The organism is Methylobacterium sp. P5_C11, from assembly GCF_054049775.1.
On sequence record NZ_JBFULS010000041.1, the window covers coordinates 25,992 to 48,749 of the forward strand.

General features: G+C 71.1%; 20 protein-coding genes and 1 pseudogene. 12 read left to right on the forward strand and 9 right to left on the reverse strand.

What is annotated here, in order from left to right:
- Positions 1 to 25: 25 nt before the first annotated feature.
- Positions 26 to 1,366, forward strand: a complete 1,341-nt coding sequence (gene glmM, locus ACXJKQ_RS19500) for a phosphoglucosamine mutase (protein WP_457107392.1) — start codon at positions 26 to 28, stop codon at positions 1,364 to 1,366.
- 4 nt (positions 1,367 to 1,370) lie between these two features.
- Here the strand turns inward: glmM and ACXJKQ_RS19505 are convergent, their stop codons facing one another.
- Positions 1,371 to 1,709 carry an MmcQ/YjbR family DNA-binding protein gene (locus ACXJKQ_RS19505; RefSeq protein ID WP_457107375.1) on the reverse strand — a complete coding sequence of 113 codons (339 nt, stop codon included), beginning with the start codon at positions 1,707 to 1,709 and terminating at the stop codon, positions 1,371 to 1,373.
- A 290-nt stretch (positions 1,710 to 1,999) separates the two neighbouring features.
- Here ACXJKQ_RS19505 and ACXJKQ_RS19510 point away from each other — a divergent pair, with 290 nt between their 5' ends.
- From ACXJKQ_RS19510 to ACXJKQ_RS19520, 3 genes are all read left to right on the forward strand, one after another.
- A complete protein-coding gene (locus ACXJKQ_RS19510; protein ID WP_457107376.1) occupies positions 2,000 to 2,992 on the forward strand; it encodes an outer membrane protein in 993 nt (330 codons plus the stop codon).
- Positions 2,993 to 3,258: 266 nt separating this feature from the next.
- Positions 3,259 to 4,203: an outer membrane protein gene (locus ACXJKQ_RS19515; RefSeq protein WP_457107377.1), complete on the forward strand. Its 945-nt coding sequence runs from the start codon at positions 3,259 to 3,261 to the stop codon at positions 4,201 to 4,203.
- Between the two features lie 31 nt (positions 4,204 to 4,234).
- Positions 4,235 to 4,486 carry a hypothetical protein gene (locus ACXJKQ_RS19520; protein ID WP_457107378.1) on the forward strand — a complete coding sequence of 84 codons (252 nt, stop codon included), beginning with the start codon at positions 4,235 to 4,237 and terminating at the stop codon, positions 4,484 to 4,486.
- Positions 4,487 to 4,502: 16 nt separating this feature from the next.
- On the opposite strand, the gene ACXJKQ_RS19525 is transcribed toward ACXJKQ_RS19520, so the two are convergent.
- Positions 4,503 to 5,051 carry an HNH endonuclease gene (locus ACXJKQ_RS19525; RefSeq protein WP_091716345.1) on the reverse strand — a complete coding sequence of 183 codons (549 nt, stop codon included), beginning with the start codon at positions 5,049 to 5,051 and terminating at the stop codon, positions 4,503 to 4,505.
- Positions 5,052 to 5,560: 509 nt separating this feature from the next.
- Between ACXJKQ_RS19525 and ACXJKQ_RS19530 the strand changes: the two genes are divergently transcribed.
- Positions 5,561 to 8,278, forward strand: a complete 2,718-nt coding sequence (locus ACXJKQ_RS19530) for a DUF3772 domain-containing protein (RefSeq protein WP_457107379.1) — start codon at positions 5,561 to 5,563, stop codon at positions 8,276 to 8,278.
- On the opposite strand, the gene ACXJKQ_RS19535 is transcribed toward ACXJKQ_RS19530, so the two are convergent.
- Complete coding sequence (locus ACXJKQ_RS19535) at positions 8,231 to 9,223, reverse strand: diguanylate cyclase domain-containing protein (protein ID WP_457107380.1); 993 nt, start codon at positions 9,221 to 9,223, stop codon at positions 8,231 to 8,233. The genes ACXJKQ_RS19530 and ACXJKQ_RS19535 overlap by 48 nt on opposite strands.
- A gap of 296 nt (positions 9,224 to 9,519) precedes the next feature.
- Here ACXJKQ_RS19535 and ACXJKQ_RS19540 point away from each other — a divergent pair, with 296 nt between their 5' ends.
- Positions 9,520 to 10,014 carry a CAP domain-containing protein gene (locus tag ACXJKQ_RS19540; RefSeq protein WP_457107393.1) on the forward strand — a complete coding sequence of 165 codons (495 nt, stop codon included), beginning with the start codon at positions 9,520 to 9,522 and terminating at the stop codon, positions 10,012 to 10,014.
- Positions 10,015 to 10,162: 148 nt separating this feature from the next.
- Here the strand turns inward: ACXJKQ_RS19540 and ACXJKQ_RS19545 are convergent, their stop codons facing one another.
- Both ACXJKQ_RS19545 and ACXJKQ_RS19550 read right to left on the reverse strand, forming a co-directional pair.
- Positions 10,163 to 10,996 (reverse strand): OmpA/MotB family protein, encoded by an 834-nt coding sequence (locus ACXJKQ_RS19545; protein WP_457107381.1) that lies wholly within the window; start codon positions 10,994 to 10,996, stop codon positions 10,163 to 10,165.
- Position 10,997: 1 nt separating this feature from the next.
- Entirely contained in the window at positions 10,998 to 11,771 is a 774-nt protein-coding gene (locus tag ACXJKQ_RS19550) for a motility protein A (RefSeq protein WP_457107382.1), read from the reverse strand.
- Between the two features lie 282 nt (positions 11,772 to 12,053).
- Here ACXJKQ_RS19550 and ACXJKQ_RS19555 point away from each other — a divergent pair, with 282 nt between their 5' ends.
- A complete protein-coding gene (locus ACXJKQ_RS19555) occupies positions 12,054 to 13,829 on the forward strand; it encodes a glucan ABC transporter ATP-binding protein/ permease (RefSeq protein ID WP_457107383.1) in 1,776 nt (591 codons plus the stop codon).
- Between the two features lie 27 nt (positions 13,830 to 13,856).
- Here the strand turns inward: ACXJKQ_RS19555 and ACXJKQ_RS19560 are convergent, their stop codons facing one another.
- Both ACXJKQ_RS19560 and ACXJKQ_RS19565 read right to left on the reverse strand, forming a co-directional pair.
- On the reverse strand, positions 13,857 to 14,741 hold the full coding sequence (locus ACXJKQ_RS19560; protein WP_457107384.1) for an alpha/beta fold hydrolase: 885 nt from the start codon (positions 14,739 to 14,741) through the stop codon (positions 13,857 to 13,859).
- The gene (locus ACXJKQ_RS19565) at positions 14,720 to 15,622 is read right to left on the reverse strand and encodes a YihY/virulence factor BrkB family protein (RefSeq protein WP_457107385.1); all 903 of its coding nucleotides are present in this window, start codon (positions 15,620 to 15,622) and stop codon (positions 14,720 to 14,722) included. The genes ACXJKQ_RS19560 and ACXJKQ_RS19565 overlap by 22 nt, the downstream gene beginning before the upstream one ends.
- Positions 15,623 to 15,803: 181 nt before the next feature.
- On the opposite strand from ACXJKQ_RS19565, the gene ACXJKQ_RS19570 reads away from it, so the two are divergent.
- The 4 genes from ACXJKQ_RS19570 (at position 15,804) to ACXJKQ_RS19585 (ending at position 20,597) form a co-directional block, all read left to right on the forward strand.
- Positions 15,804 to 16,694, forward strand: a complete 891-nt coding sequence (locus ACXJKQ_RS19570; protein WP_457107386.1) for a DMT family transporter — start codon at positions 15,804 to 15,806, stop codon at positions 16,692 to 16,694.
- Positions 16,695 to 16,794: 100 nt separating this feature from the next.
- Positions 16,795 to 18,360: an FAD-dependent oxidoreductase gene (locus ACXJKQ_RS19575; protein ID WP_457107387.1), complete on the forward strand. Its 1,566-nt coding sequence runs from the start codon at positions 16,795 to 16,797 to the stop codon at positions 18,358 to 18,360.
- A 128-nt stretch (positions 18,361 to 18,488) separates the two neighbouring features.
- Positions 18,489 to 18,695, forward strand: a complete 207-nt coding sequence (locus ACXJKQ_RS19580; RefSeq protein WP_457107388.1) for a hypothetical protein — start codon at positions 18,489 to 18,491, stop codon at positions 18,693 to 18,695.
- Between the two features lie 219 nt (positions 18,696 to 18,914).
- Positions 18,915 to 20,597: an acyl-CoA dehydrogenase family protein gene (locus tag ACXJKQ_RS19585; protein WP_457107389.1), complete on the forward strand. Its 1,683-nt coding sequence runs from the start codon at positions 18,915 to 18,917 to the stop codon at positions 20,595 to 20,597.
- Between the two features lie 78 nt (positions 20,598 to 20,675).
- Here the strand turns inward: ACXJKQ_RS19585 and ACXJKQ_RS19590 are convergent, their stop codons facing one another.
- Positions 20,676 to 20,867, reverse strand: a complete 192-nt coding sequence (locus tag ACXJKQ_RS19590; RefSeq protein ID WP_457107390.1) for a hypothetical protein — start codon at positions 20,865 to 20,867, stop codon at positions 20,676 to 20,678.
- A gap of 272 nt (positions 20,868 to 21,139) precedes the next feature.
- Entirely contained in the window at positions 21,140 to 22,408 is a 1,269-nt protein-coding gene (locus tag ACXJKQ_RS19595) for a glycosyltransferase family 4 protein (protein WP_457107391.1), read from the reverse strand.
- A 124-nt stretch (positions 22,409 to 22,532) separates the two neighbouring features.
- On the opposite strand from ACXJKQ_RS19595, the pseudogene ACXJKQ_RS19600 reads away from it, so the two are divergent.
- Positions 22,533 to 22,758 (forward strand): annotated as a pseudogene (locus tag ACXJKQ_RS19600) (glycosyl transferase family 1); the annotation flags it as partial.

Below are 22,758 nucleotides of genomic sequence, written 5' to 3' on the forward strand. Positions count from 1 at the left end.
GAAACCGGGCGCCGGAGACGTGATGGTGCGCAAGTATTTCGGAACCGACGGCATCCGGGGCCGGGCCAACGGGGTGATCACCCCGGAGCTCGCCCTCAAGGTCGGGCAGGCCGCCGGGCTCGTGTTCCAGCGCGGCGACCACCGGCACCGGGTGGTGATCGGCAAGGACACGCGCCTCTCCGGCTACATGATCGAGACCGCCCTTGTGGCGGGCTTCACCTCGGTGGGCATGGACGTGCTGCTGCTCGGGCCTGTGCCGACGCCGGCCGTGGCGATGCTGACCCGCTCCATGCGGGCCGATCTCGGCGTGATGATCTCGGCCTCGCACAACCCGTTCGAGGACAACGGCATCAAGCTGTTCGGCCCCGACGGGTTCAAGCTCAACGACGCGATCGAGCACGAGATCGAGGGGCTGATCGACGCCGACATGCACAAGCGCCTCTCCGGCTCGAACAACCTCGGCCGGGCCAAGCGCATCGAGAGCGTGCATGCCCGCTACATCGAGTTCGCCAAGCGGACCCTGCCGCGGCAGGTGACCCTGGACGGGCTGCGGGTGGTGGTCGACTGCGCCAACGGCGCGGCCTACCGGGTCGCCCCCGAGACCCTGTGGGAACTCGGTGCCGAGGTCATCGCCATCGGCACCGAGCCGGACGGGTTCAACATCAACCGGGATGTCGGCTCGACCGCCCCGGCCGCGCTGGTCGACATGGTCCGCGAGCGCCGGGCCGATATCGGCATCGCCCTGGACGGCGACGCCGACCGGGTGCTGATCGTCGACGAGAAGGGGCAGGTGGTCGATGGCGACCAGCTCATGGCCGTCGTGGCGCGCTCCTGGCAGGAGGACGAGCGCCTCACGCAGCCAGGCGTGGTCGCCACGATCATGTCGAATCTCGGCCTGGAGCGCTATCTCGGCGGCCTCGGGCTGACGCTGGCCCGCACCGCCGTGGGCGATCGCTACGTCCTCGAGCACATGCGCGCGCACGGCTACAATCTCGGCGGCGAGCAGTCCGGCCACATCATCATGTCGGACTACACGACCACCGGCGACGGCCTCGTGGCGGCGCTGCAACTCCTGAGCGTGGTGCAGCGCCAGGGCCGGCCGGTGAGCGAGGTCTGCCACTGTTTCGATCCGCTGCCGCAGATCCTCAAGAACGTCCGCTACGGCAGCGGCGAGCCCCTGCGCCAGGACAGCGTGGTCAGCGCCATCGAGCACGCCCGCGAGCGGCTCGGCAATGCCGGCCGCCTGGTGATCCGCCCCTCGGGCACTGAGCCGGTGATCCGCGTCATGGCCGAGGGCGACGACCGCGGCCTCGTCACCGCGGTGGTCGACGAGGTGGTCGACGCCGTCGCCCGGGCCGCGGCCTGACCGGTCAGGCCGGTTCGTAGGCGGCGCGCAGCTCCGCGGGTGCGGTCGTCCGCCACGCCGCCAGCAGCGCCGCCCGCAGGATCTCCTCCGCGCAGGGGTCGAGGTCGAGATTGGTCCAGCCCCGGCGCCCCCAGGCGCCGTCCAGGGGCGTGAACAGGTCCGGCTCGGCCTCGCACAGGGCGGCCTGATCCGCGGGCGCGAGGCGCAGCACCACCCGCGCCTCCTCGACCCACAGGGTCGCGAAGACCCGGCCGCCGACCCGGACATCCGGGTTGCCGCTGTGGGCGCCGGCCACCGCCTCGGGCAGCATCAGCGCCAGGATGCGCACGTCCTCGGGACCCATGCCGGTCTCAGCCCGTTCGAGGCCCGGGCGCCCGGGCGGCGGTGATCGGATCGCTCATGGATTCCTTCCACGACAGATGAACCGGACCGACGTGAAGAGGCGATGTGGCGAGCTGATGCCACGGAGACAAGCAACGCGCGCCCGAATGACCGCTTCGACAGGTCGGCAACGGATGTGCAAGCCTAACATTTAACGTTAAGCCGGATTTAAGACGTTGCTCGCATCCTTCACGCCGTACCCCGAGACCGCACGCCGCGCGTCCGGCTCACGAGTCCAGTGAAGGAATCCCTATGGCCCGCTCCAAGCTGAACGCTTTGGTGCGTAGCCTGACGCTCGCGGCGAGCGTCGGCGCGCCCTGCCTCGCCGCGGCCGCGGATCTGATGCTTCCGCCGCCCCCGCCGCCTCCGCCCCCGCCGATCGAGGTCGGCGGCGGCTGGTACCTGCGCGGCGACGTCGGCGCGAGCATCTACACCCGTCCGCGCTACAGCGACGCCTACGACTACACCGGCTATGCCGAGTCCAACCGCGCCTTCGGCAACGCGGTCGGCGGCGGCGGCTTCGCGGGCGTCGGCGTCGGCTACCAGTTCACCCCGTTCCTGCGCGGCGACATCACCGGCGAGTACCGCTACTCCACCGGCCTGCGCGGCAGCGAGTATTACAAGGGTCCGGATTTCGACAACGGCCTCGGCTCGTACGGGGTGAACAAGTCGAGCGGGCACTTCGATTCCGCGGTGGTCCTCGCCAACGCCTATTTCGACCTCGGCACTTGGTACGGCATCACGCCGTTCATCGGCGGCGGCGTCGGCTACGCCTTCAACCATGTCTCGAGCTACTCGACCAACCAGCAGTTCACCAGCCCGACCTACGGCTACGATTATGGGAACCCGATCTACGGCTGCGGCTGCGGACAACCGTCCTACAACTACGCCCCGGTCTACGACGCGAACGGCAACGCGGTCTACAACACCAACAGCGGCAGCAAGTTCTACAAGGACAAGACCAGCGGCAGCTTCGCCTGGGCGCTCCATGCCGGTCTCGCCTACAACGTGACCGACGCGCTGAAGATCGAGCTGGCCTACCGCTACCTGAACCTCGGCAAGGCCGAGACCGGACCGGGCTTCGTGCCGTGCTGCACCGGCAGCCTGCAGGCGATCAAGGTCAAGGACATCGAGGCGCACGACGTGAAGATCGGCCTGCGCTACTACCTCGGCGGCCTCGTCGCAGCGCCGCTGCCGCCGCTGATGCCGGAGCCGGTCCCCGGCCCGCTGGTGCGCAAGTACTGAGAACGGGCGGATCACATCCCGGTCGCGCACCGCGCGCGATCGGACCGGCCAGCGATGACGGCGCGGAGGGTCTCCGCGCCGTTTCGCGTTTCCGAACCGCCTCGCGGCCCACGGGGACAGTTCGGATTCATGGCCCGCGAAGTCACGGACAGACCGAATCGGGATACAGATATTGGGATCGAGCAACGGAGAATTAAGGTTACCGGCTTATCACCGTATCGAGGCCCGATCCGCCGACCGTCTCTTCCAGTCCCAGGGCGATCCCGATGCGTACCGTCACCTTCCCGCTGCTGGCGGTTCTCGGTCTCTGCGGCATGAACACCGCCCGGGCCGCCGATCTGGATTACGATTACCTGCGCGGCGCCGAGTACGACCCGGTCCCGGCTCCGGTGGTCGACTGGAGCGGCGTGTATCTGGGCGGCCACGGGGGGTATACCTCGGGTGGCCTCGCGCAGCGCGACGCGATGCAGTCCACGCTGGCGAACTACTTCAGCTATCGCGATATCGAGAGCGAGTTCAGCGTCTCGAAATTCCTGTCGCTCCCCGGGACCCGGACGCATGGAGCCAGCTTCGGCGCCTTCGCCGGGTTCAACGTGCAGTTCGACGACATCGTCCTCGGTATCGAGGCCGACTACACGCACACGGACCAGAACAGCTGGTCGACCAACAGTATCAGCCGCATCGTGACGACATCCGGAGGCAACTCCGAGACCGTGTATCTGTCCGGAACGTCGAACACGCGCATCGACGATTACGGCAGCATCAGAGCCCGGGCCGGCTACGCGTTCGGCAACCTGCTCCCCTACGTCACCGCCGGCGCGGCGATCGGCCAGGTGACGATCAACGACACCGTGGCGGTCCAGAATTACGGTTACAGCGCCACCACCTACGCGGCGAACCAGGCCCTAACGACCGGGCTTCCCGCGGCGGTCTACAATCACGGCTACGCGAGCTTCAATCCGAATTTCCCCCTCAACCGCTCGACGCCGGCCGGACAGGGTGTCCAGACCATCCCGTACGCGCCGACGACCCTGACGGCCAATGCGCGGACCAAGACCATCGGCGGCGTCGCGCTCGGCTTCGGCCTGGAATACGCCATCACGCCCAACATCCTGGTGCGCGGCGAGTACCAGTACGTGCGGTTCCAGGACTTCAACGGCCACAAGGCCGAGTTGAACACCGTCCGGGGCGGCGCGGCCGTGAAGTTCTGATCACGCCTCCCGCACCGGCCGGATCCCGACCATGACAGACCGTCTCCTCGCACCGCGGTCCCTGACGGCCCGCACGGCACTCCTCGTCGGTCTCGTGCTCGCCCATGGACCGGCCTCCGCCGGATCCGGGCGGCGCATTACGGTCCGTTCCCCGGCCCCGCACGTTCTGCGGGTGCGGCCTGTGCCGGCCGTCCCGCCGACCGTGCTGGTGCGTGGCTACCTGCCGCGCAACCACAACGTCCCGATGTACAACGAGCCGCCCCGCCGCGAGCCGGCGTGGTGACGGCCGCGGGTCGGCCTCAGCTCTCCAGCTCGCTGTCCCAGTACAGGTAGTCGAGCCAGGTGTGGTGGTACTGGCGGTGGTCGAACTCGGGCTGCCGGTGGTGCAGCTCGTAGCGCGTCGGCCGGCGCGGCTCGGTCATCAGCGGCATGTCCGCCTCGGCCGGCGTGCGGTTGGCCTTGCGCAGGTTGCAGGGCGAGCAGGCCGCCACGACGTTCTCCCAGCTCGACAGGCCGCCCCTCGAGCGCGGCACCACGTGGTCGAAGGTCAGGCCCCCCGAGGGCAGCCGCAGGCCGCAATACTGGCAGCTGAACCCGTCGCGCAGGTAGATGTTGTAGCGGGTGAAGGCCGGGCTGCGGGCGAGCGCCACGTAGTTCTTCAGGGCCACCACGCTCGGCACGCGCAGGGACCGCGAGGGCGAGCGCGCCTCGACGTCGTAGCTCGCCACCAGGGTGACGCGATCGAGGAACAGGGCCGTGAAGGCGTCCTTCCACGACCAGAGGGAGAGCGGATTGTACGAGAGCGGCCGGTAATCCGCATTCAGGACGAGGGTTTGGAGATCCATCATCGGCGGGACTCTTCGGACTGGCTCTGGCGCGGGGAACGCGCGGGACCACGCCTGCGCCCCGCCGGCCCGTCCGAACCGGCCGGGGGCCGATGCAGGACGAGCCGGCGCGCGGGACGACGGCTTGACGGGAGAGGCGGAGGGAACAACAGGGCGGCGGGCCGGCGCGCGGGGGCGCCGGTCGAGGCGGTAGCATCCGGAACGCGGCCGGGCCGGGCCGGTATCGCCACCAGCCGCGCCCTTTCGCGTAGCAACGAAAAGGCCCTGTCCATCAGGTGTTCATCTAATCCCAGCGTGACACCCTTGTGAAGCTTTTCCGGATGGGCCGCGGGGACGCACCCACAGCCGGCCGGCCGGCGCCGAATCCGGCCCGGGGCGGGCAGGGGCACGGTTTCGCCCTATTGCTCGCCCAGAGCGGCGGGCCGCCAGGAGGCCTGCCCGGTCCCCGATCGCCGCCGATTCGCCGAGGCCGGATTCCGACCGGCCGCCGCGCGCCCGACGAGAGGTTGCTCATGCATCGTATCCCAGCGCGGACCCGGCCGCCGCAGGGCGCCCCGCGCCCGTCCCTCGTGCTTGCCCTGCTCGCCGCGCTGGTGTTCGGAACCCCGGCGGCCCTGCCCCTGCCGGCCCGCGCCCAGGATCCGGCGGCCGCCGGCAAGTCCGCGGGCGACAAGCCCGCCGATGCCAAGGCCACGGACGCCAAGGCCACGGACGCCAAGGCCACGGACGCCAAGGCCACGGACGCCAAATCCCAGGAGACCAAGTCGCCCGCGGCGAAGCCCGCCGCCCCGCCCGCCGCCGCCCCAGTCGAGGTCCCCGAGCAGTTCAAGGTGGTCCGGGCCAAGCTCGACGCCGCCAAGGCCGAACTCGACGCCCGCGAGAAGCAGCTCGGTCATACGGACCTGACGGTGGTCGACCTCACCGCCATCCGCGACAGCGCCGCCACCGTCACCGAGGAGATCCGCACCCTGGTCACCCGGCTCGACGCGCCGCTCGAGGCCGCGCGCGAGCGGCTCGCCCAGCTCGGCCCGAAGCCGAAGGATACCCAGGAGAGCGCCGACGTGGCCCAGCAGCGCGTGGAGCGCGAGGCCGCGGTCACCCGCATCGACGAGACCCAGCGCCTCGCCCGATCCCTGGTGGTGCAGGGCGACCAGATCGTCGACCGGGTCTCGAACCGGCGCCGCGAATCCTTCACCCGCGACCTGTTCCAGCGCTCCCAGCCCCTGGCCGGCCCGGGCCTCTGGACCAAGGTGATGAGCGACGTGCCCCGGGACACGCGCGCCCTCCAGAGCGCGGTCTCCGATATCGGGCTGCTGTTCACCCGCAACGGCAGCATCGGCAATCTGCTGCTCCTGGGGCTCGCCTTCGGGATCTCGATCGCGCTGTATTTCGGCCGGCGCAACATCGCCCCCCGGGGCGCCCGCCGGGACGCGGCCCGGACCGATCCGTCGCGGCGCGCCGTGATGCTCGCCGCCTGGCGGGTGATCCTGCTCGGCACGGTGCCGGCGGTGGCCGGCTCCTACGCGGTCTACTACGCCCTGGACGCCACCAACCTGCTGCCGTCCCGGCTCCTGCCGGTGGCGGCCGCGATCCTCGGGGGGCTCGCCTTCATCGCCTTCGTGGAGGCCCTCTGCGACGGGCTGCTCAGCCCCGAGAAACCGGCGTGGCGGCCCGCCCCGGTGAGCGACGCGGCGGCCACGCGCCTGACCCGCCTCGCGGTCGGCATCGCCACGGTGATCACCGTGGTGAAGTCCGTGGAGGCCCTGAATTCCGGGATCTCGGCGGCCCTGCCGATCTCCATCGCCACGCGGGGCCTGGGCGCCGTGGCTACGGCCCTGATCCTGGCGGTCGGCCTGCACCGGTTCGCCGATACCGAGCAGGAGGAGGAGGCCTGCTTCGGCCCCTACGTGCCGACCAAGACCACCACGGGCATCGGCGGGCCGGCGCGGCTGCTCGGCTGGGCCGCGGTGGCGCTGATCGGGCTCGGCGCGCTGGTGGGCTACGTCGCCTTCGCGGCCTTCCTGATCGACCAGCTGATCTGGGACGCGGCCGTCCTCGTGCTGCTCTACCTGCTGGTCCAGAGCGTCGACATCTTCGTCGGCCGCGCGCTCAGCGACGAGACCCGGCTCGCCACCACGCTCCAGGCCAATACCGGCCTGCGCAAGCGCTCGCTCAACCAGATCTCGGTCCTGACGACCGGCGCCACCCGGCTCGTCCTGTTCCTGGCGGCCGCGGTCCTCGTGCTGGCGCCCTGGGGGCTCGACTCCACCGACATCGTCTCGTCGGTCCGGCAGGCCTTCTTCGGCTTCAAGGTCGGCGACGTCACGATCTCGCTCTCGAGCATCGCCTTCGGGATCGGCATCCTGATGGTCGGCGTGTTCATCACCCGCGGGGTGCAGCGCTGGCTGGAGAACACCTACCTGCCGGCCACCGACCTCGACGCGGGCCTGCGCAACTCCATCACCACGGTGGCGGGCTATTGCGGCTTCCTGATCGCGCTGGCGCTCGCCTTCTCGTATCTGGGCCTGAGCCTGGAGAAGCTCACCATCGTGGCCGGCGCCCTGTCGGTCGGTATCGGCTTCGGTCTGCAGTCGATCGTCAACAACTTCGTCTCCGGCCTGCTGCTCCTCTGGGAGCGCCCGATCCGGGTCGGCGACCAGGTGGTGATCGGCGACCAGGAGGGCATCGTGAAGCGGATCTCGGTGCGCTCCACCGAGATCCAGACCTTCGACCGCTCGGCCGTGATCGTGCCGAACTCCAATCTGATCTCCGGGGTCGTCAAGAACCGGGTGCGGGGCGACCGCTCGGGCCGGGTCAGCATCACGGTCAGCGTGCTGCGCAACCAGGATCCGGTACGGGCCGCCGAGATGATCGTCGGCTGCGCGCAGGCCCATGCCGACGTGCTCAAGGATCCCGCGCCCCGGGTGGTGTTCAAGAAGATCGGCGACCCGTTCCTGGAATTCGAGCTGCTGGTCTGGATCGTCGACGTCAGCCTCGGCCAGAAGGTGCTGACCGACCTGAACTTCTCCGTCTTCGCGACCCTGTCGGAGGCGTCCTTCATCCCGCCCCTCGGCCCCGGCTCCAGCATCGTGACCGTGCAGGGCCTCGACACGATGCAGAGCGCCATGGGCGAGATCGCCAGCCGCTTCATCCTGCCGGCGGCGGCGCCCGAGGGCGGCGATTCAGCCCGCGCCCAGCGTGACCGCGGCCTGCGCAGCGCCGGCGGCTGACCGGCCGCCGCCGGCCGCGAGCCGGACGGCGTTCCCGCCCGCAGCCTTGGCGGCATAGAGCGCCGCGTCCGCCCGGCCGAACAGCCGGGTCCGGGAGCCGCCGCCCGTCGCGATCCCCACGGAGGCGCCGATCCGCAGGACGTGGCCGCGATACGGGATCGGCCGGCTCAGCGCGGCGACGATGTGCCGGCCGCTCTGGGCCAGGGCGCAGGGGTCCACGGGCGCCCGCACGAGCACGGCGAATTCGTCGCCGCCGATGCGCGCCACCAGCGCCGCATCCCCGCAGACGGCGGCGAGCCGCGCGGCGGACCGCTGGATGCACAGGTCACCGGCCGCGTGGCCGTAGACGTCGTTGACCGGCTTGAACCCGTCGAGGTCGATGAGGATCAGGGCGCCGAGGGGATCCGGGGCGGAGCCGGCCGTCCCGGCGTCGAACTGCGCCTCGAAGGCGCGGCGGTTCGCCAGCCCGGTGAGGGGGTCGCGGTCGGCGCGCCGGCTCAGCTCGGACAGCCGGGCGATCTCCTCCGTGATGTCCTGCTTGGTCCCGAAGAGCCGGGCGGCCCGACCGCCTTCGGTCTCGACCGACGCGCGGATCCGGATCCAGCGCGGCCGGCCCCCGGCGGTGCGGATCTCGGCATCGAGCCGAAAGCTCGCCTGCCCGGTGATCGCCCGCTGGCGGATCGTCTCCAGCAGGCGCCGCGAGGCCGGCTCGTAGAAGTCCAGGATTTTTTCGCGGTGCAGCGCGCTGCCCCAGGGGATGCCGAACAGGTCGTGGACGCCCCCGGACCATTCGAGGGCGCCGTCGGCCAGTCTGCAGGACCACAGGCCTGTCCCGGTCGCCGCCAGCACGCGCTCCTGATGCGCCAGCACGCACGCTTGATGCGCCAGAGCATACTCTTGGCGCGCCAGCAGACCGGCCTGCTGCCGGATGACCGCCTGCTGCAACGCGCGCTCCGGCCCGGCGTGGGAGTCAGGGGCGGGGGCCGGCCCGAGCAGCGCCGACGCCGCGGCGCTCCCGCCGATAGCTGGATCGGGGGCCGTTTCCGCCAGGGCAGGGGAACGCTCGGTGGTCATGTCCGGGCGAGATTAGGCGCAAGGCCTTTGAGGAAGCCCTAACCGGCCGTGCGCGTCGGCCGGCGCGCGCCTATATGCTGTCCGGGCGGCGGGGCCGTCGCGGAGGCGGGTGAGACGTGAAGAGACGCGATCGGGACGGTCGACAGGCTGGACGCGGGCTCGGCCGGATGCTGCGGCGGGGGACGGGCGCGGTCGCGCTGGCCGCCGCGGCGGTGCTCGGCGGCTGCGCCAGCCAGGCGCCGACCAGCGCGGCGCTGCCGAGCATCTACCTGCCGCTGGCCAGCAACAGCGCGCATGTCGACGTCGAGGCGGCCCGCGACATGATCTCGTCCTATCGCCGCAATCGCGGCGCGCCGCCGCTGACGGTCGATCCCGAATTGCAGCGGCTCGCCGAGGCCGAGGCGGCCGCGATGGCGCTGGCCGACCGGCCGAGCCGGGCACAGACCGTCAAGGGCGCCGTGGAGCGGCTCGGCTACGCGGACGTGAACGCCAACCTCTCGGCGGGCTACCACACCCTGGCCGAGGCCTTCTCCGGCTGGCGCGAGAGCCCCCCGCACGACGCCACCATGCTGGCGCCCCGGGCGACCAAGATGGGGATCGCCACCGCCTACGCGCCGGGCTCGAAGTACAAGGTCTACTGGGCGCTGCTCACGGCCAAGTAGGCGTGCGCGACCGGGGCGATGATGGTCCCGCTTCAGCCCGGGCGGGGCGCGACGCGCTGCCGCGCGGGAGCGGGGACCCGCGCCCCATCCGGACGGCGCGGTCGGATCGCGATCGCGCTCCTGGACGCTGCGGCCGCCGCGGAGGTCCCTACGGCAGCCCCTTCACGTTCGGCACCGGCGGCGCCTCCTTGAGCAGGGTCACGGTCACGCGGCGGTTGGCCGGGATGTAGGGATTGTCGGGGAACATCGGCTCGGTGTCGGCCTTGCCGGCGACCGACGCGAACCGGTCGTCCGGGACGCCCGCCCCCGCCAGGATCTCTCGGACGCTGACCGCGCGGCCCGCCGACAGCTCCCAGGGGGGCGCGGCCGGACGCCGGCCGGGCCGGTCCGAGGCGGTGTAACCCGTGACGGCGATGCGGTTGGGCAACTGCCGCAGGGCCGGCCCGAGCTTCTCCAGGAGCTGGCGGGTGCGGTCGTTGGGCCGGGTCGAGCCCTCCGGAAACATCGAGCGCCCGTCCTGGTCGACGATCGACACGTCGAGCCCGTGTTCGGTCTTGGCGATCACGACGTTCTTGGACAGCTCTGCGAAGTCCGGCAGGCTCTGCAGGGCCTGCCGCAGGGAGGCGGCCGCGAGGCCGAAATTCTCGGGCTCCCCGGTGTCGGTGAGGCCGAACTCGCTGCTCTTGTTGAGCCGCGACGGGGTCGTGCGGTCGGTGGCCTGCTCGGGGGGGATGTCGCGCAGGTACTTCACGTGGTCGGCCGCCGGCAGGCCGTCGGACTCGATGATGCCGGCGAACTTCGATTCCTTGTTGACGCCGAAGGCGTCGCGCATCGAGCCCGCGACCATCTGCATCTTCTTCTGGTCCTGCGTGGAATAGGCCGCGACCATCACGAAGAAGCTCATCAGCAGCGCCATCAGGTCGGCGAAGGTGACGAACCAGCCGTGGCCGCCATGGGCGCCGCCGCGCTTCTTCTTGGCCATGTTACGCGGCCTGCTCCATCAGGGCCTCGCGATGGTTGTGCGGCAGGTAGGCGACCAGCATCTCGCGCACCAGCGTCGGGCTCTTCTGGTCGCGGATCATCAGGATGCCGTCGATGATCAGCGAGCGCGACACGTCCTCCTCCTCGAGCTTCACGTGCAGCTTGTCGGCCAGCGGCAGGGTGACCAGGTTGGCGATCACGGCGCCGTACAGGGTGGCGAGCAGCGCGGTCGCCATGGCGGGACCGAGCTTCGAGGGGTCGGACATGTTGGCGAACATCGCCACCATGCCGAGAATCGTGCCGATCATGCCCCAGGCCGGGGCGCAGTCGCCGTAGGCGCGGTAGACCTTCGAGCCCTCGTCGAGATGCATCAGGAAGTTGTCGCGGTCCCGCTCCATCGTGTCGCGGATGAACTCGCGGTCGTAGCCGTCGGCGATGTAGCGCGCGCCCTGGGCCAGGAACGGGTCGGAGATCTCCATGTTCTCCAGCGCCATCGGGCCGGACTTCCGCACCACGTCGGCGATCTTGGTGATCTCCTCGATCAGCTCCTGGGGCTTCACCGAGCGCATCATGAAGGCGAAGCGCAGGCCCATGGGCAGGCCGTGCAGGATCACCGAGAAGGGGAAGCGGATCATCGTGGCCGCGGTCGCGCCGCCGAACACCACCACCACCGCGTGCTCCGACGCGTAGGCGCCGAAATGCCCGCCATCGAGCATGATCAGCCCGACCACGACGCCGAGGCCCGAAAGCAGGCCGAGTGCGGTTGCGAGATCCATGAGGCGAAGCCCGATGCCGATTCGTTCAGGAAAGTCGGATCCCGGGGGCGGAAGACGGCCGGGCTGCCCACAGGATTAGGAAATCTTGCTGAACGAACCGTAAAGACGACCGTTTCCAACCTGTATCAGTCCGTCATCGCCCGTTCAGGCGCGGGACGGCATACCCGTTTCCCAAGAGGGGTTTGACCTGGATACGGCACGGATGCCGGCCGGGCGGGACCCGTCGGAGACGGCGTGAGACCCGGGTCACACGGGCCGCGCCAGGGGTGGCGGAGCGGTAAGATGGTTCGTCTGTACGGGCGGGTCCTGGGATTCCTGAAGGCGGAGCGGCGGCTGGCCATAGGCTTGGCCGCGACCAACGTCGTGCTGGCGATCGCGGCCTTCGCCGAGCCCCTGCTGATGGGCCGGATCATCGACCAGCTGACCCATCTCCAGCGCGGCGGCGACGCCATGGGCACGATGCTGCCCCTGCTCGCCGCCTGGGTGGCGTTCGGCTTCTTCACCATCGCGGCGGGCGTGTTCATCGCCCTCCACGCCGACCGGCTCGCCCACCGCAACCGCCTGTCGTCGATGGCGAGCTACTTCGAGCACGTCCTCGACCTGCCGCTCGCCTTCCACTCGGCCAACCATTCCGGCCGCGTCCTGAAGGCGATGCTGGAGGGCACGAACGGCATGGCGTGGCTGTGGCTCGGCTTCTTCCGCGACCACCTCGTCGCCCTGGTCTCGCTCGGCGTGCTCCTGCCGATGACCCTGTTCATCAACTGGCAGCTCGGCTCGATCCTGGTGGTGCTGGTGCTCGCCTTCACGGCGCTCACCACGTTCGTGATGCGCCGGACCGAGGCGCTCCAGGGGCAGGTCGAGGAATTCAATTCGGGGCTCGCCGCCCACGCCTCGGACGCGCTCGGCAACGTCGCGGTGATCCAGTCCTTCACCCGCGCCAAGGCCGAGAAGGAGGCGATGCGCGGCATCATCACCAACCTGCTGGCCGCGCAGATCCCGGTCCTGTCCTGGTGGGCGCTCGCCAACGTGGCGACCCGCGCCTCGGCGACCATCACCATGACGGCGATCTTCGTCACCGGCATCTGGCTCTACCAGGCCGGCACCACCACGGTGGGCGAGGTCGTGGCCTTCATGAGCCTCGCCACCGCCTTCGTGGCGCGCCTCGACCACGTGGTCGGCTTCGTGAACGGCCTGTTCCAGCAGGCGCCCAAGATCGCCGAGTTCTTCGAGATCTACGACACCGTCCCGTCGGTGGCCGACCGGCCGCATGCCCGGCAGGTCGCGCGCTTCGAGGGCGAAGTCACCTTCGAGGACGTCGCCTTCTCGTACGATGGCCGCCGCAGCGCCCTCGACGGCGTCTCGTTCTCGGCGCGGCCCGGCGAGACGATCGCCCTGGTGGGCACCACCGGCTCGGGCAAGTCGACGACGCTGGGGCTCCTGCACCGCAGCTTCGACCCGGCCGCCGGTGCGATCCGCATCGACGGGATGGACATCCGCGACGTCGGCCTCGCCTCCCTGCGCCACAACATCGGCGTGGTGTTCCAGGAGCCGATGCTGTTCGCCCGCTCGATCCGCGAGAACCTGCAGGTCGGCTGCCCGGACGCCACCGACGCCGAGATGCTCGATGCCCTGGAGCGGGCGCAGGCCAGCGCCTTCATGGCGCGCCAGCCCGCCGGGCTCGACACGGTCATCGGCGAGCGCGGCCGGTCGCTGTCGGGCGGCGAGCGCCAGCGGCTCTCGATCGCCCGGGCGCTCCTGAAGAACCCGCCGATCCTGATCCTCGACGAGGCCACCTCGGCGCTGGACGCCGCCACCGAGCGCAAGCTCCAGGGCGCGCTGGAGACCGTGATGGCGGGGCGGACCACCTTCGTGATCGCCCACCGCCTCGCGACGATCCGCAACGCCGACCGCATCCTGGTGTTCCACGAGGGCCGGATCGTCGAGGCCGGGACCTTCGACGCGCTGGTGGCCGAGGGCGGCCGCTTCGCCGAACTCGCCCGGGCGCAGTTCATGGCCGCGGAGGCGGAGGACGACGACGGGCTGGCGCTGGCGGCGTGAGGCCGGTCTGCCGCGGGCACGCCGTGGTCAGGGTGCGGCGTCCCCCCACCCGATCCGCCTGAAGAACCCCGCGATCGCCTCCGCCGCCCGGTCGGGATCCTCCCGGTGGGGGAAGTGCCCCACCCCCGGAAAGAGCGCCAGATCGAGATCGGAAAAGGTCTCGCCCAGGCGGTCGGTCCAGGCAAAGGGAAAGATCGGATCGTGCTCGGCCCAGCGCACGCAGGTCGGCACGCCGATCGGGAGCAGGGGCGGGGCCTCGCCCTTGAGCATCGCGATCCGCCCGGCATGGGCGGCCCGGTAATGCGCGAAGCCGCCCGCGAGGTTGCCGGGCTTGAGGAACGTGTCCACGAAGGCGTCCAGCACCGGATCGAACGCATCCTTCCGGTGCGACCAGTGGCGCAGGAAGTGGCCGATATAGGCGGCGCAGCTCGCCCGGCCGGCGCCCACCAGCGTCACCGCCAGGTCCATCTGGTTGAAGGACTGGTACCAGATCTCGCTGAGGCGGTCCGGTGCTCCCAGGCGGGGGCCGATCCCCGGATAGACGAAGTCGAACAGGAACAGGCCGGCGCAGCGCTCCGGGTTCGCCCGTGCCAGCGCCTGGATCACCGCCCCGCCGACGTCATGGCCGACGATGCCGGCGCGGTCGATCCCGAGGGCGTCGAGCAGCGCCACCATGTCGGCGGCCTGATCGGCCGGCCCGAAGGGACCCTCCGGCTTGTCGCTGTCACCGAAGCCACGCAGATCCGGGGCGATCAGGGTGTGGCGGGCGGCGAGCCGTCGCATCACGGGCTCCCAGGTCAGCCAGTATTCCGGCCAGCCGTGGAGCAGGAGCAGCGGCGCCCCCGTGCCGCAGCGCGCGACGTGCAGAGCGGCGCCGTTCGCGCGCACCGTCAGGTGCTCGATCCGGTCCATCGTCCCTCCATCTCGGCCCGCCGGGCCAGCATCTTCGCCTGCAGGCGGCTGCGGCGGGCGGCGATCACCGTGCCGTTGATCTCGCCGCCGAACAGGAACATGGCGGCGAGCCAGTAGAGGAACACCAGGAACACCATCGCGGTGGCCAGACCGCCGTAGGTCGACGCGTAGGCGTTGGAGAACCGGTCGAGGTAGTAGCCGAAGCCGAGGCCGGCGAAGAACCACAGGATGAGCGTCACCCCGATCCCCGGCAGCACCGACAGGATCGAGCGCCGCCCGGCCGCCACGAACTTGTGGGCGATGACCAGGACGACGGCCAGCAGCAGGGCCGTGACGCCGATCCGCCCGATCGCCACCGTGAGGCTCAGGGGCTCCAGCCCGGGCGCCACCAGCACGACGTTGCGCCAGATCAGCGGCCCCAGCACCACGAGCAGCGCGAAGGCCAGCATCGCGAAGGCGCCGCAGATCACGTAGCCGATCGATTCGAGCCGGGTCAGCCACCAGGGCCGGCTCTCCCGCAGGCCGTAGGCCCGGTTCAGCCCGACCCGCAGGCTCTCGACCCCCGAGGAGGAGAAGTACAGGGCGAACAGGGCGCCCAGCGTCAGCACGCCGCTGCGCTGCTCGGTGAGCACCCGGTGGACCTCGCCGACGATCGGCTTGGCGATCTCCCGCGGCCACGCATCGAAGATCAGGATTCCGGCCTCGTCGGCCAGCGACTGCGTGCCGAACAGGCCGGCGAGCGCCGCCAGCAGGATCAGGAACGGGAACAGCGACGTCAGCGTCGAGAGCGCGATGTGGCTCGCGATCGCCCAGCCGTCATGGGCGACGAAGCGCTGCGCGGCGAGGCCCGCGACCTCGAATCGGCTGCGGAGAGATTTCACGGGTGTCCAACGATCCTCGGGCGGAGCGGACCGCCGATGAACGGCGCCCGAGCCCGCCCGTCAACGCCGCCGGCCCGATCCGGTCCCGATCGCCGACCGGTGAAGCGCCCGCGCCACGCCGGGGTACCGGATGCGGATCGCTGTTGCGCCTCGCCGCCGCGATGCCCCTTAAGATAACGCCATGCTGAAGCCCGCACGCCCGTCGAGTCTCGCGTCCGGCGCCCTTCCGGCGCTGTTCATCCCGATCTGGGCCACGGGCTTCATCTCTGCCCGGGCGGTGGTGCCGCACGTCGACCCGCTGGCCTTCACGGCCGTCCGCTTCACGGCCGTCGCCCTGGTGCTGGCCGGGATCGCCGCGGCCTCCCGGGTGCGCTGGCCGGGGGACCGGGCGGGCTGGCGCGACCCCGTCATCGCGGGATTCCTGATGCAGGGGGTCTACCTGTCGGGGGTGTTCTGGGCGGTGAGCCACGGGCTGCCGGCCGGGATCGCGGCGCTGGTCGGCAGCCTCCAGCCGCTGCTCACCGCCCTCCTGGCGCGTCCGCTGCTCGGCGAGCGTGTCAGCGGGCGGCGGGCGGTGGGCATCCTCCTGGGCTTTGCCGGCACGGCCCTCGTGCTCGCCCCGAAGCTCGGCGCCACGGACCCGTCCGGGATCCCGCCGCGGGCGCTCGCTGTCAGCCTCCTGGCGGTCCTGGCGCTGACGCTGGGCACCCTCTGGCAGAAGCGCACCGGCGGCCGGGTCGATCTCCTGGCCGGCGCGACGCTCCAGTTCGTCGGCGGCATGGCCTGTGCGATTCCCCTCGCGCTCGCCTTCGGCAGCGTGACCTTCGAGCCGGTGGCGCCCCTGTGGCTCGGCCTCGCCTGGGCGGTCCTGGTCAACTCGGTGGCGGGGATCCTGCTGCTGCTGGTGCTGATCCGGCGGGGCGCGGTGGCGGGCGTCGCCGCGCTGTTCTTCCTGGTGCCGCCGGTGGCGGCGATCCTCGGCTACCTGCTGTTCGGCGAGGTGCTGACCCCCGTGCAGGGGGCCGGCATGGCGCTCGCCGCCCTCGGCGTGGCGGTGGCGAGCCGGGGCTGAGCCGCCGGGGCTGCGACCGAAGGCCCGGAAACCCTTCGCGGCCTCGCGGTTTGGTGCGCGCGGGCCATGACGGCCCTGCCGGCAACCGAGCGAGGCGATCATGGACCAGGAGACCATGGACCAGGACAAGCCCCGCGAGATCCGCCTCGCCCTCGACGCGATCCCGATGGGCGGCAAGGCCGAGGGCAAGGCGGGCGAGGACGCGGTGCTGTTCGTGCGCGACGCGTCCGGCGTGCGCGCCTTCCAGGCCAAGTGCCCGCATCTCGGGGCGCCGCTCGCCAAGGGCGAGATCTGCGGCGGCCGGCTCTACTGCCCCTGGCACAAGGCGGCCTTCGCCCTCGCCGACGGCAGCCTGGAGGAGCCGCCGGCCCTGGATTCGCTGACCCGGTATCCGGTTCGGATCGAGGGCGGCGAGGCGGTGGCGACGCTCACCCCAGAGCCCGCCCCGGCCAAGCGCGCGCAGACGCCCGTGTCCCACGTCCTGATCGTCGGCACCGGCGCGGCGGCGGCCGCCTGCGTGACGACCCTGCGCCGTGAGGGCTTTTCCGGTGCGATAACCCTGGTCGGCCGCGAGGCGCACCCGCCCTACGACCGCACCAAGCTGTCCAAGCAGTTCCTGGCCAAGCCCACGCCGCCGGAGAAGACCCTGCTGGAGCCCGATTTCGCTGCCGCGCATCAGGTCGCGCGCATCGAGGCCACGGCGACCCGGATCGACCCGGCCGCCCGCAGCGTCACCCTGGCCGACGGCCGTGTCCTCACCGGCGACGCGCTGCTGATCGCCACCGGCAGCCGGGCCGTGACGCCCGATTTCGAGGGGAAGGACCTCGACAGCGTCATGACCCTGCGCAGCCTCGACGATGCGGTGCGGCTCAGCGCCGCGGCGGAGGACGCCAAGCGCGTGGTGGTCATCGGCGCGGGCTTCATCGGCCTGGAGTCGGCGGCCTTCCTGACCAAGCGCGGGCTCTCGGTGACGGTGCTGTCCCGCGAGGAGATCCCCTTCGCCAAGCGCTTCGGCGAGGCCGTGGGCGCGGCCCTGAAGCGCTACCATGCGGGCAACGGCGTGACCTTCGTGACCGGCAGCGTCGCGCGGATCGTCGGCGACGCCCACGTCGCCGCGGTGGAGACCGAGACCGGGACGAGGCTGCCGGCCGACATCGTTCTCGTCGGTGCCGGCGCGGCGCCGGAGACCGGGATCGTCGCCGGGGTCGAGCCGGATGCGCATGGCGGTCTCCCGGTCGGCGCCGACCTGAAGCTCGCCGACGGCGTCTGGGTCGCGGGCGACATCGCGGCCTTCCCGGAACGCGGAAGCGGGCTCACGGCCCGGATCGAGCATTGGCGGCTGGCGCAGCAGCACGGCACGCATGTCGCGCGGGCGATCCTGGGGGCGACGGGCGGATTCGCCGGCGCGCCCTTCTTCTGGAGCAACCAGGGCGACAAGCGCCTGGATTACGGCGGCTACGCCCCGGATTTCGAGCGGATCATCCTGCAGGGCGATCCGGAGGCGCTCGACTTCATCGCCTACTACGTCCGGGATGGCCGTGCGGTGGCCGCCTGCAGCATCGGACGCAATCCGGCCTTCACGGCCTTCCTGCACCGGCTCGGTGAGAACCGGGTCCCGAGCCCGGAGGCGATCGAAGGCGGAGCGGATCTCGCCGCGCAGGCCTGACGGCCCGGCGCGGCCCGGAGACGCGTCACGTGTGACGAAGCGCCCGGCGCTGGAACCTGGACGGGGGCCCGCGCCTTGCGCTTCATTGCGCCCGCCGTCCGAGAAGCCGGGCCGATCCGGGAGGTCCCATGAACTCGATCATCGTCGTCGCCCTCATCTGCGCCGCCTCCGTCCAGGCCCCGGATTGTTCGCGCGAGACCGCCCTCGACGTGGTCACCGGACCCGCCCACACGCTTCAGGAATGCCTCGTGCAGGGACCGGTGCTGGCGGCCAATTCCGGGTTCAAGGGCGAGGACGGCGCCTACGTGAAGACGCGCTGCGAGCAGCGGCACTGAGACGGACACGTTCCGGCGGTCCGGACCACGGATCATCAATGTCGGGACCCGCGCGCATCCTCCCCCCGGGCGCCCCTTGACTTCGGTGGGACGGCCGTCGGACCGGCGGGACCGGTATTCAACTTCAGTTCAAGACGCCACAAACGAAATCTGCTTCGGCTCCGGACCGCGACAGGTTAAAAGACCCGATCCAAGACGACGCCACGCGAGCAAAAAACCATGTCCGCATCCCCCGCCATCCAGACCGAGCCGCAGGATCTCGTGGCCCTGACCAAGGCCGCCGGCGAGAGCGCCAAGGCCCTCGTCGCGGAAGCCACGCGCCGGGTCCGCACGCGGATCCTCGGGACGGACGGGCGGATCGATGCGGGCAAGCTCGAAGGGCAGCAGCACGCCGCCCATGGGCTCGCCTGGCTCGCGACCTACGCGGAGGCGATCCGCGAACTCGGCGGCTATGCCGAGCGCCTCCAGGCCGAGGGCCGGTTCGGCGAGACCGAGTCGCTCCTCGTCCGGATCGGCGCCGGCGAGTATCTCGACCAGCTCTTCTCCGGCATCCCGATGAGCCAGGCGGAAATGGTCCGTCCGACCGGCTCGCTCGGCCTCACCGCCAAGGAGGTGGCGTCCTACCGCTCCGATGCCGTCGAGACCCTGATCGCCGAGGGCAACACGCCGGAGAATCGTGCCGCCCTCGTGGCGCAGATGCGCGACGGCAGCGGCTCGGCCACGGTCGGTGCCTCGGGCCTCGACGAGGACATGGAGGCGATCCGCTCCGAGATGCGCCGCTTCGGCAAGGCTGAGGTGGTGGATCAGGCGCACGAATGGCACCTGAAGAACGCCTACATCCCGATGGAGATCGTGCAGAAGATGGCCGAACTCGGCGTCTTCGGCCTGACGATCCCCGAGGAATACGGCGGCATGGGCCTGCCCAAGACCGCCATGTGCGTGGTCTCGGAGGAACTGTCCCGGGCCTATATCGGCGTCGGCTCGCTCGGCACCCGCTCGGAGATCGCCGCCGAGCTGATCCTGTGCGGCGGGACCGAGGAGCAGAAGCAGCGCTTCCTGCCGAAGATCGCCGCGGGCGATATTTTGCCGACTGCCGTCTTCACCGAACCGAATACGGGCTCGGACCTCGCGAGCCTGCGCACCAAGGCCGTCAAGGACGGCGATACGTGGAAAATAACCGGCAACAAGACCTGGATCACCCACCCGGTCCGCGCCGACATCATGACCGTGCTGGTCCGGACCAAGCCCGAGGAGAAGGGCCACAGGGGCCTCTCCATGCTGATCGCCGAGAAGCCCCGCGGGACGGACGAGGATCCGTTCCCGGTCCAGGGCCTGTCGGGCGGCGAGATCGAGGTGCTCGGCTACCGCGGCATGAAGGAGTACGAGCTGGCCTTCGAGGGGTTCGAGGTGCCGGCCGCGAACCTCCTCGGCGAGGTCGAGGGCAAGGGCTTCGCCCAGCTGATGCAGACCTTCGAATCGGCCCGCATCCAGACCGCCGCGCGGGCCGTCGGCGTCGCCCAGTCCGCCCTCGATGTCGGCCTGCGCTACGCCGAGGAGCGCGTCCAGTTCGGCAAGCCCCTGGTCAGCTTCCCGCGGGTCGCCGACAAGCTCGCCATGATGGCGGTGGAGATCAACATCGCCCGACAGCTCACCTACTTCTCGGCCCGCGAGAAGGATGCCGACAAGCGCTGCGATCTGGAGGCCGGGATGGCCAAGCTGCTGGGCGCCCGCGTCGCCTGGGCGGCGGCCGACAACGCCCTCCAGATCCATGGCGGCAACGGCTTCGCGCTGGAATACCCGGTCAGCCGGATCCTGTGCGACGCGCGCATCCTCTCGATCTTCGAGGGTGCGGCCGAGATCCAGGCCCAGGTGATCGCCCGCCGCCTCCTCGAAGCCGCGTAGGGGCGTCTCGGGTCCGGCCTCGTCCCCGACGCCGGACCCGTCTTCGACCGGGCGGGTTCGCGCCGCCCGGGCCGGGACCTACTTGGTGATCTTCACCGAGACGGGATCGCTCGACGGAAACGTCTCCTCCAGGGCTTCGTCGAGGCGCTCGTCCAGCTTCTCCTGCCTGTTCTCGGGATTCTTGGCGTCGCCCGATTTGGCACTGCCCGGCTTGGCACTGCCCTGCTGGAAGCCCGGCTTGGTCTCGTTCTGCTTCTGATCCTCGGCCATGGCGCTCACTCGTCCGTGACGGGGGCACGCAAGGTGCCGGTGCGCATCAACGCGGGCAGCGGCCGGTGTTTCCGATTTTTCCAGTGTGAGCATCGATCGGCCGGAAGGCGAGATGGCGTCCGGTCAGAGTCTCCGTCGAAGCGGCCACACCGTCATCACGAGCGTAGCGAAGGGACCCAGGGCAGCGCGACCTCGGCCATCGTGGCGCTGCCCTGGGTTGCTTCGCTGCGCTCGCAAAGACGGCGGCGCCCGACCGCCAACCGAAAGCGGCATCAGGCCGTCGCGGGCGGCAGCCCGGCCGCCCGGACCCCGACCGGCCCGCGGGCATCGGCGCCGCGCATCACGGTCTCGTAGACCCGTGCCAGCCGGTCGAGATGCGCGTCGAGGCTCAGGGGCGCCGTCCAGTAGCGGCCATGGGCGGCGCGGCCCATCCGGGCCGCGAGCCCGTCATCGGCGAGCCGCCTCAGAGGGGCGGCCAGCGCCTCCGGATCGCCGGAACGGAACCAGAAGCCGGTCTCGCCGTCGACCACCGCCTCCCGACCCGCGCAGGCATCGCTGACGATCACCGGCGTGCCGCAGGCCAGGGCCTCGTACACGGTGAGCGGCTGGCCCTCGTACCAGACGCTCGGGAAGACCAGCGCCCGGGCCTGCCGCATCAGCGCCTGCACGCCGGCGGCGTCGCGCCAGCCGAGCATCGCGGCCTCGGGATAGCGCGCGGCGAGTTCGGCCCGCTGGGGGCCGTCGCCGACGAAGACCGCCCGCACCCCCGCCCGCCGGGCGGCCTCGGCGAAGATCGGCGCGCCCTTCTCGGTGGAGATCCGCCCGACGAAGAGGAAGTCGCCCGGCGGGCCGTCGTGCACCGGCGCCTGCGCCACCGCGATCGGGTTGTCGACCCGGTGGAACACGGTCCTGCGCGGCATCAGCGGCCGGACGACGCTCTCCTGGAGGTCGCTGATCGTCACGACGTGGCCGAATAGCTCCGGCAGGCGGGCCACCTGGGCGAGGCCGACGTGGCGGATCAGGCGGGCGACCTTGCGGGGGTAGCTTCGCGCGTCGCAGTTCGCGCCGATGCAGGCGGTCGACATCGGCGTGCGGTGGCAGATCCGCTGTTCCGGATAGGCGTAGAATCCACCCGTCGGGCAGACCAGGAAGAACTCGTGCATCGTGTAGAGGCAGGGCAGACCCGACGCCCGGAGCGCCGGGCCGATCGACGGCGAGAGCGCCTTGGCGAACGCGTGGACGTGGACCACGGTGTCGCGGGGATCGCAGGCGGCGAGTTCCGCCGCGAGGGCGCGGCGCGCCGGCCCGTTCCAGATCGCCTGCGCGGCGAAGGCCAGCTTGCTGCGCGCCGTGGTGACGTCGTCCTGCTCCAGGCAGACCACGCGGATGCCCGCGGCCTCCAGCCGGGGGTCCACCGGGCCGACCGCGGCGAACAGGCTGACGCGGATCCCGCGGGCGGCGAGGCCCAGGGCGGATTCGATCGCGACCTTGGCCTGGCCGCCGTTGATCGCGGCATGGTCTGCGACGAGGACGACGTGCACGTCAGGAATTCCGCCGCTCTGATCCGGGACCGGGATCTGTAAACGGCCGCGGTTGATCCCCCGTAAACCGGTCTTTGCCATCCTGCCGGCCTCCGAGACCGAGACGCGCCCCGAGAGGGTCACCATGCATGTCGTGATCCTGGCCGAGTTCGCGGCCGCCAGCGGCGGGGCCGAGAAGGTGGCCCTGGAATCGGCCCGCGGGCTCGCCGAGGCCGGGCTCGCGGTGACCTACATCCAGGCGATCCCGGGACCCGTCGATCCGCTCCTCGACCACGCCGGCATCCGCCGGATCGATCTCGGCCTGCCCGACATCTGGTCCCTCGGCGCCGCCCGGGCGGCGGCCGCGGGGG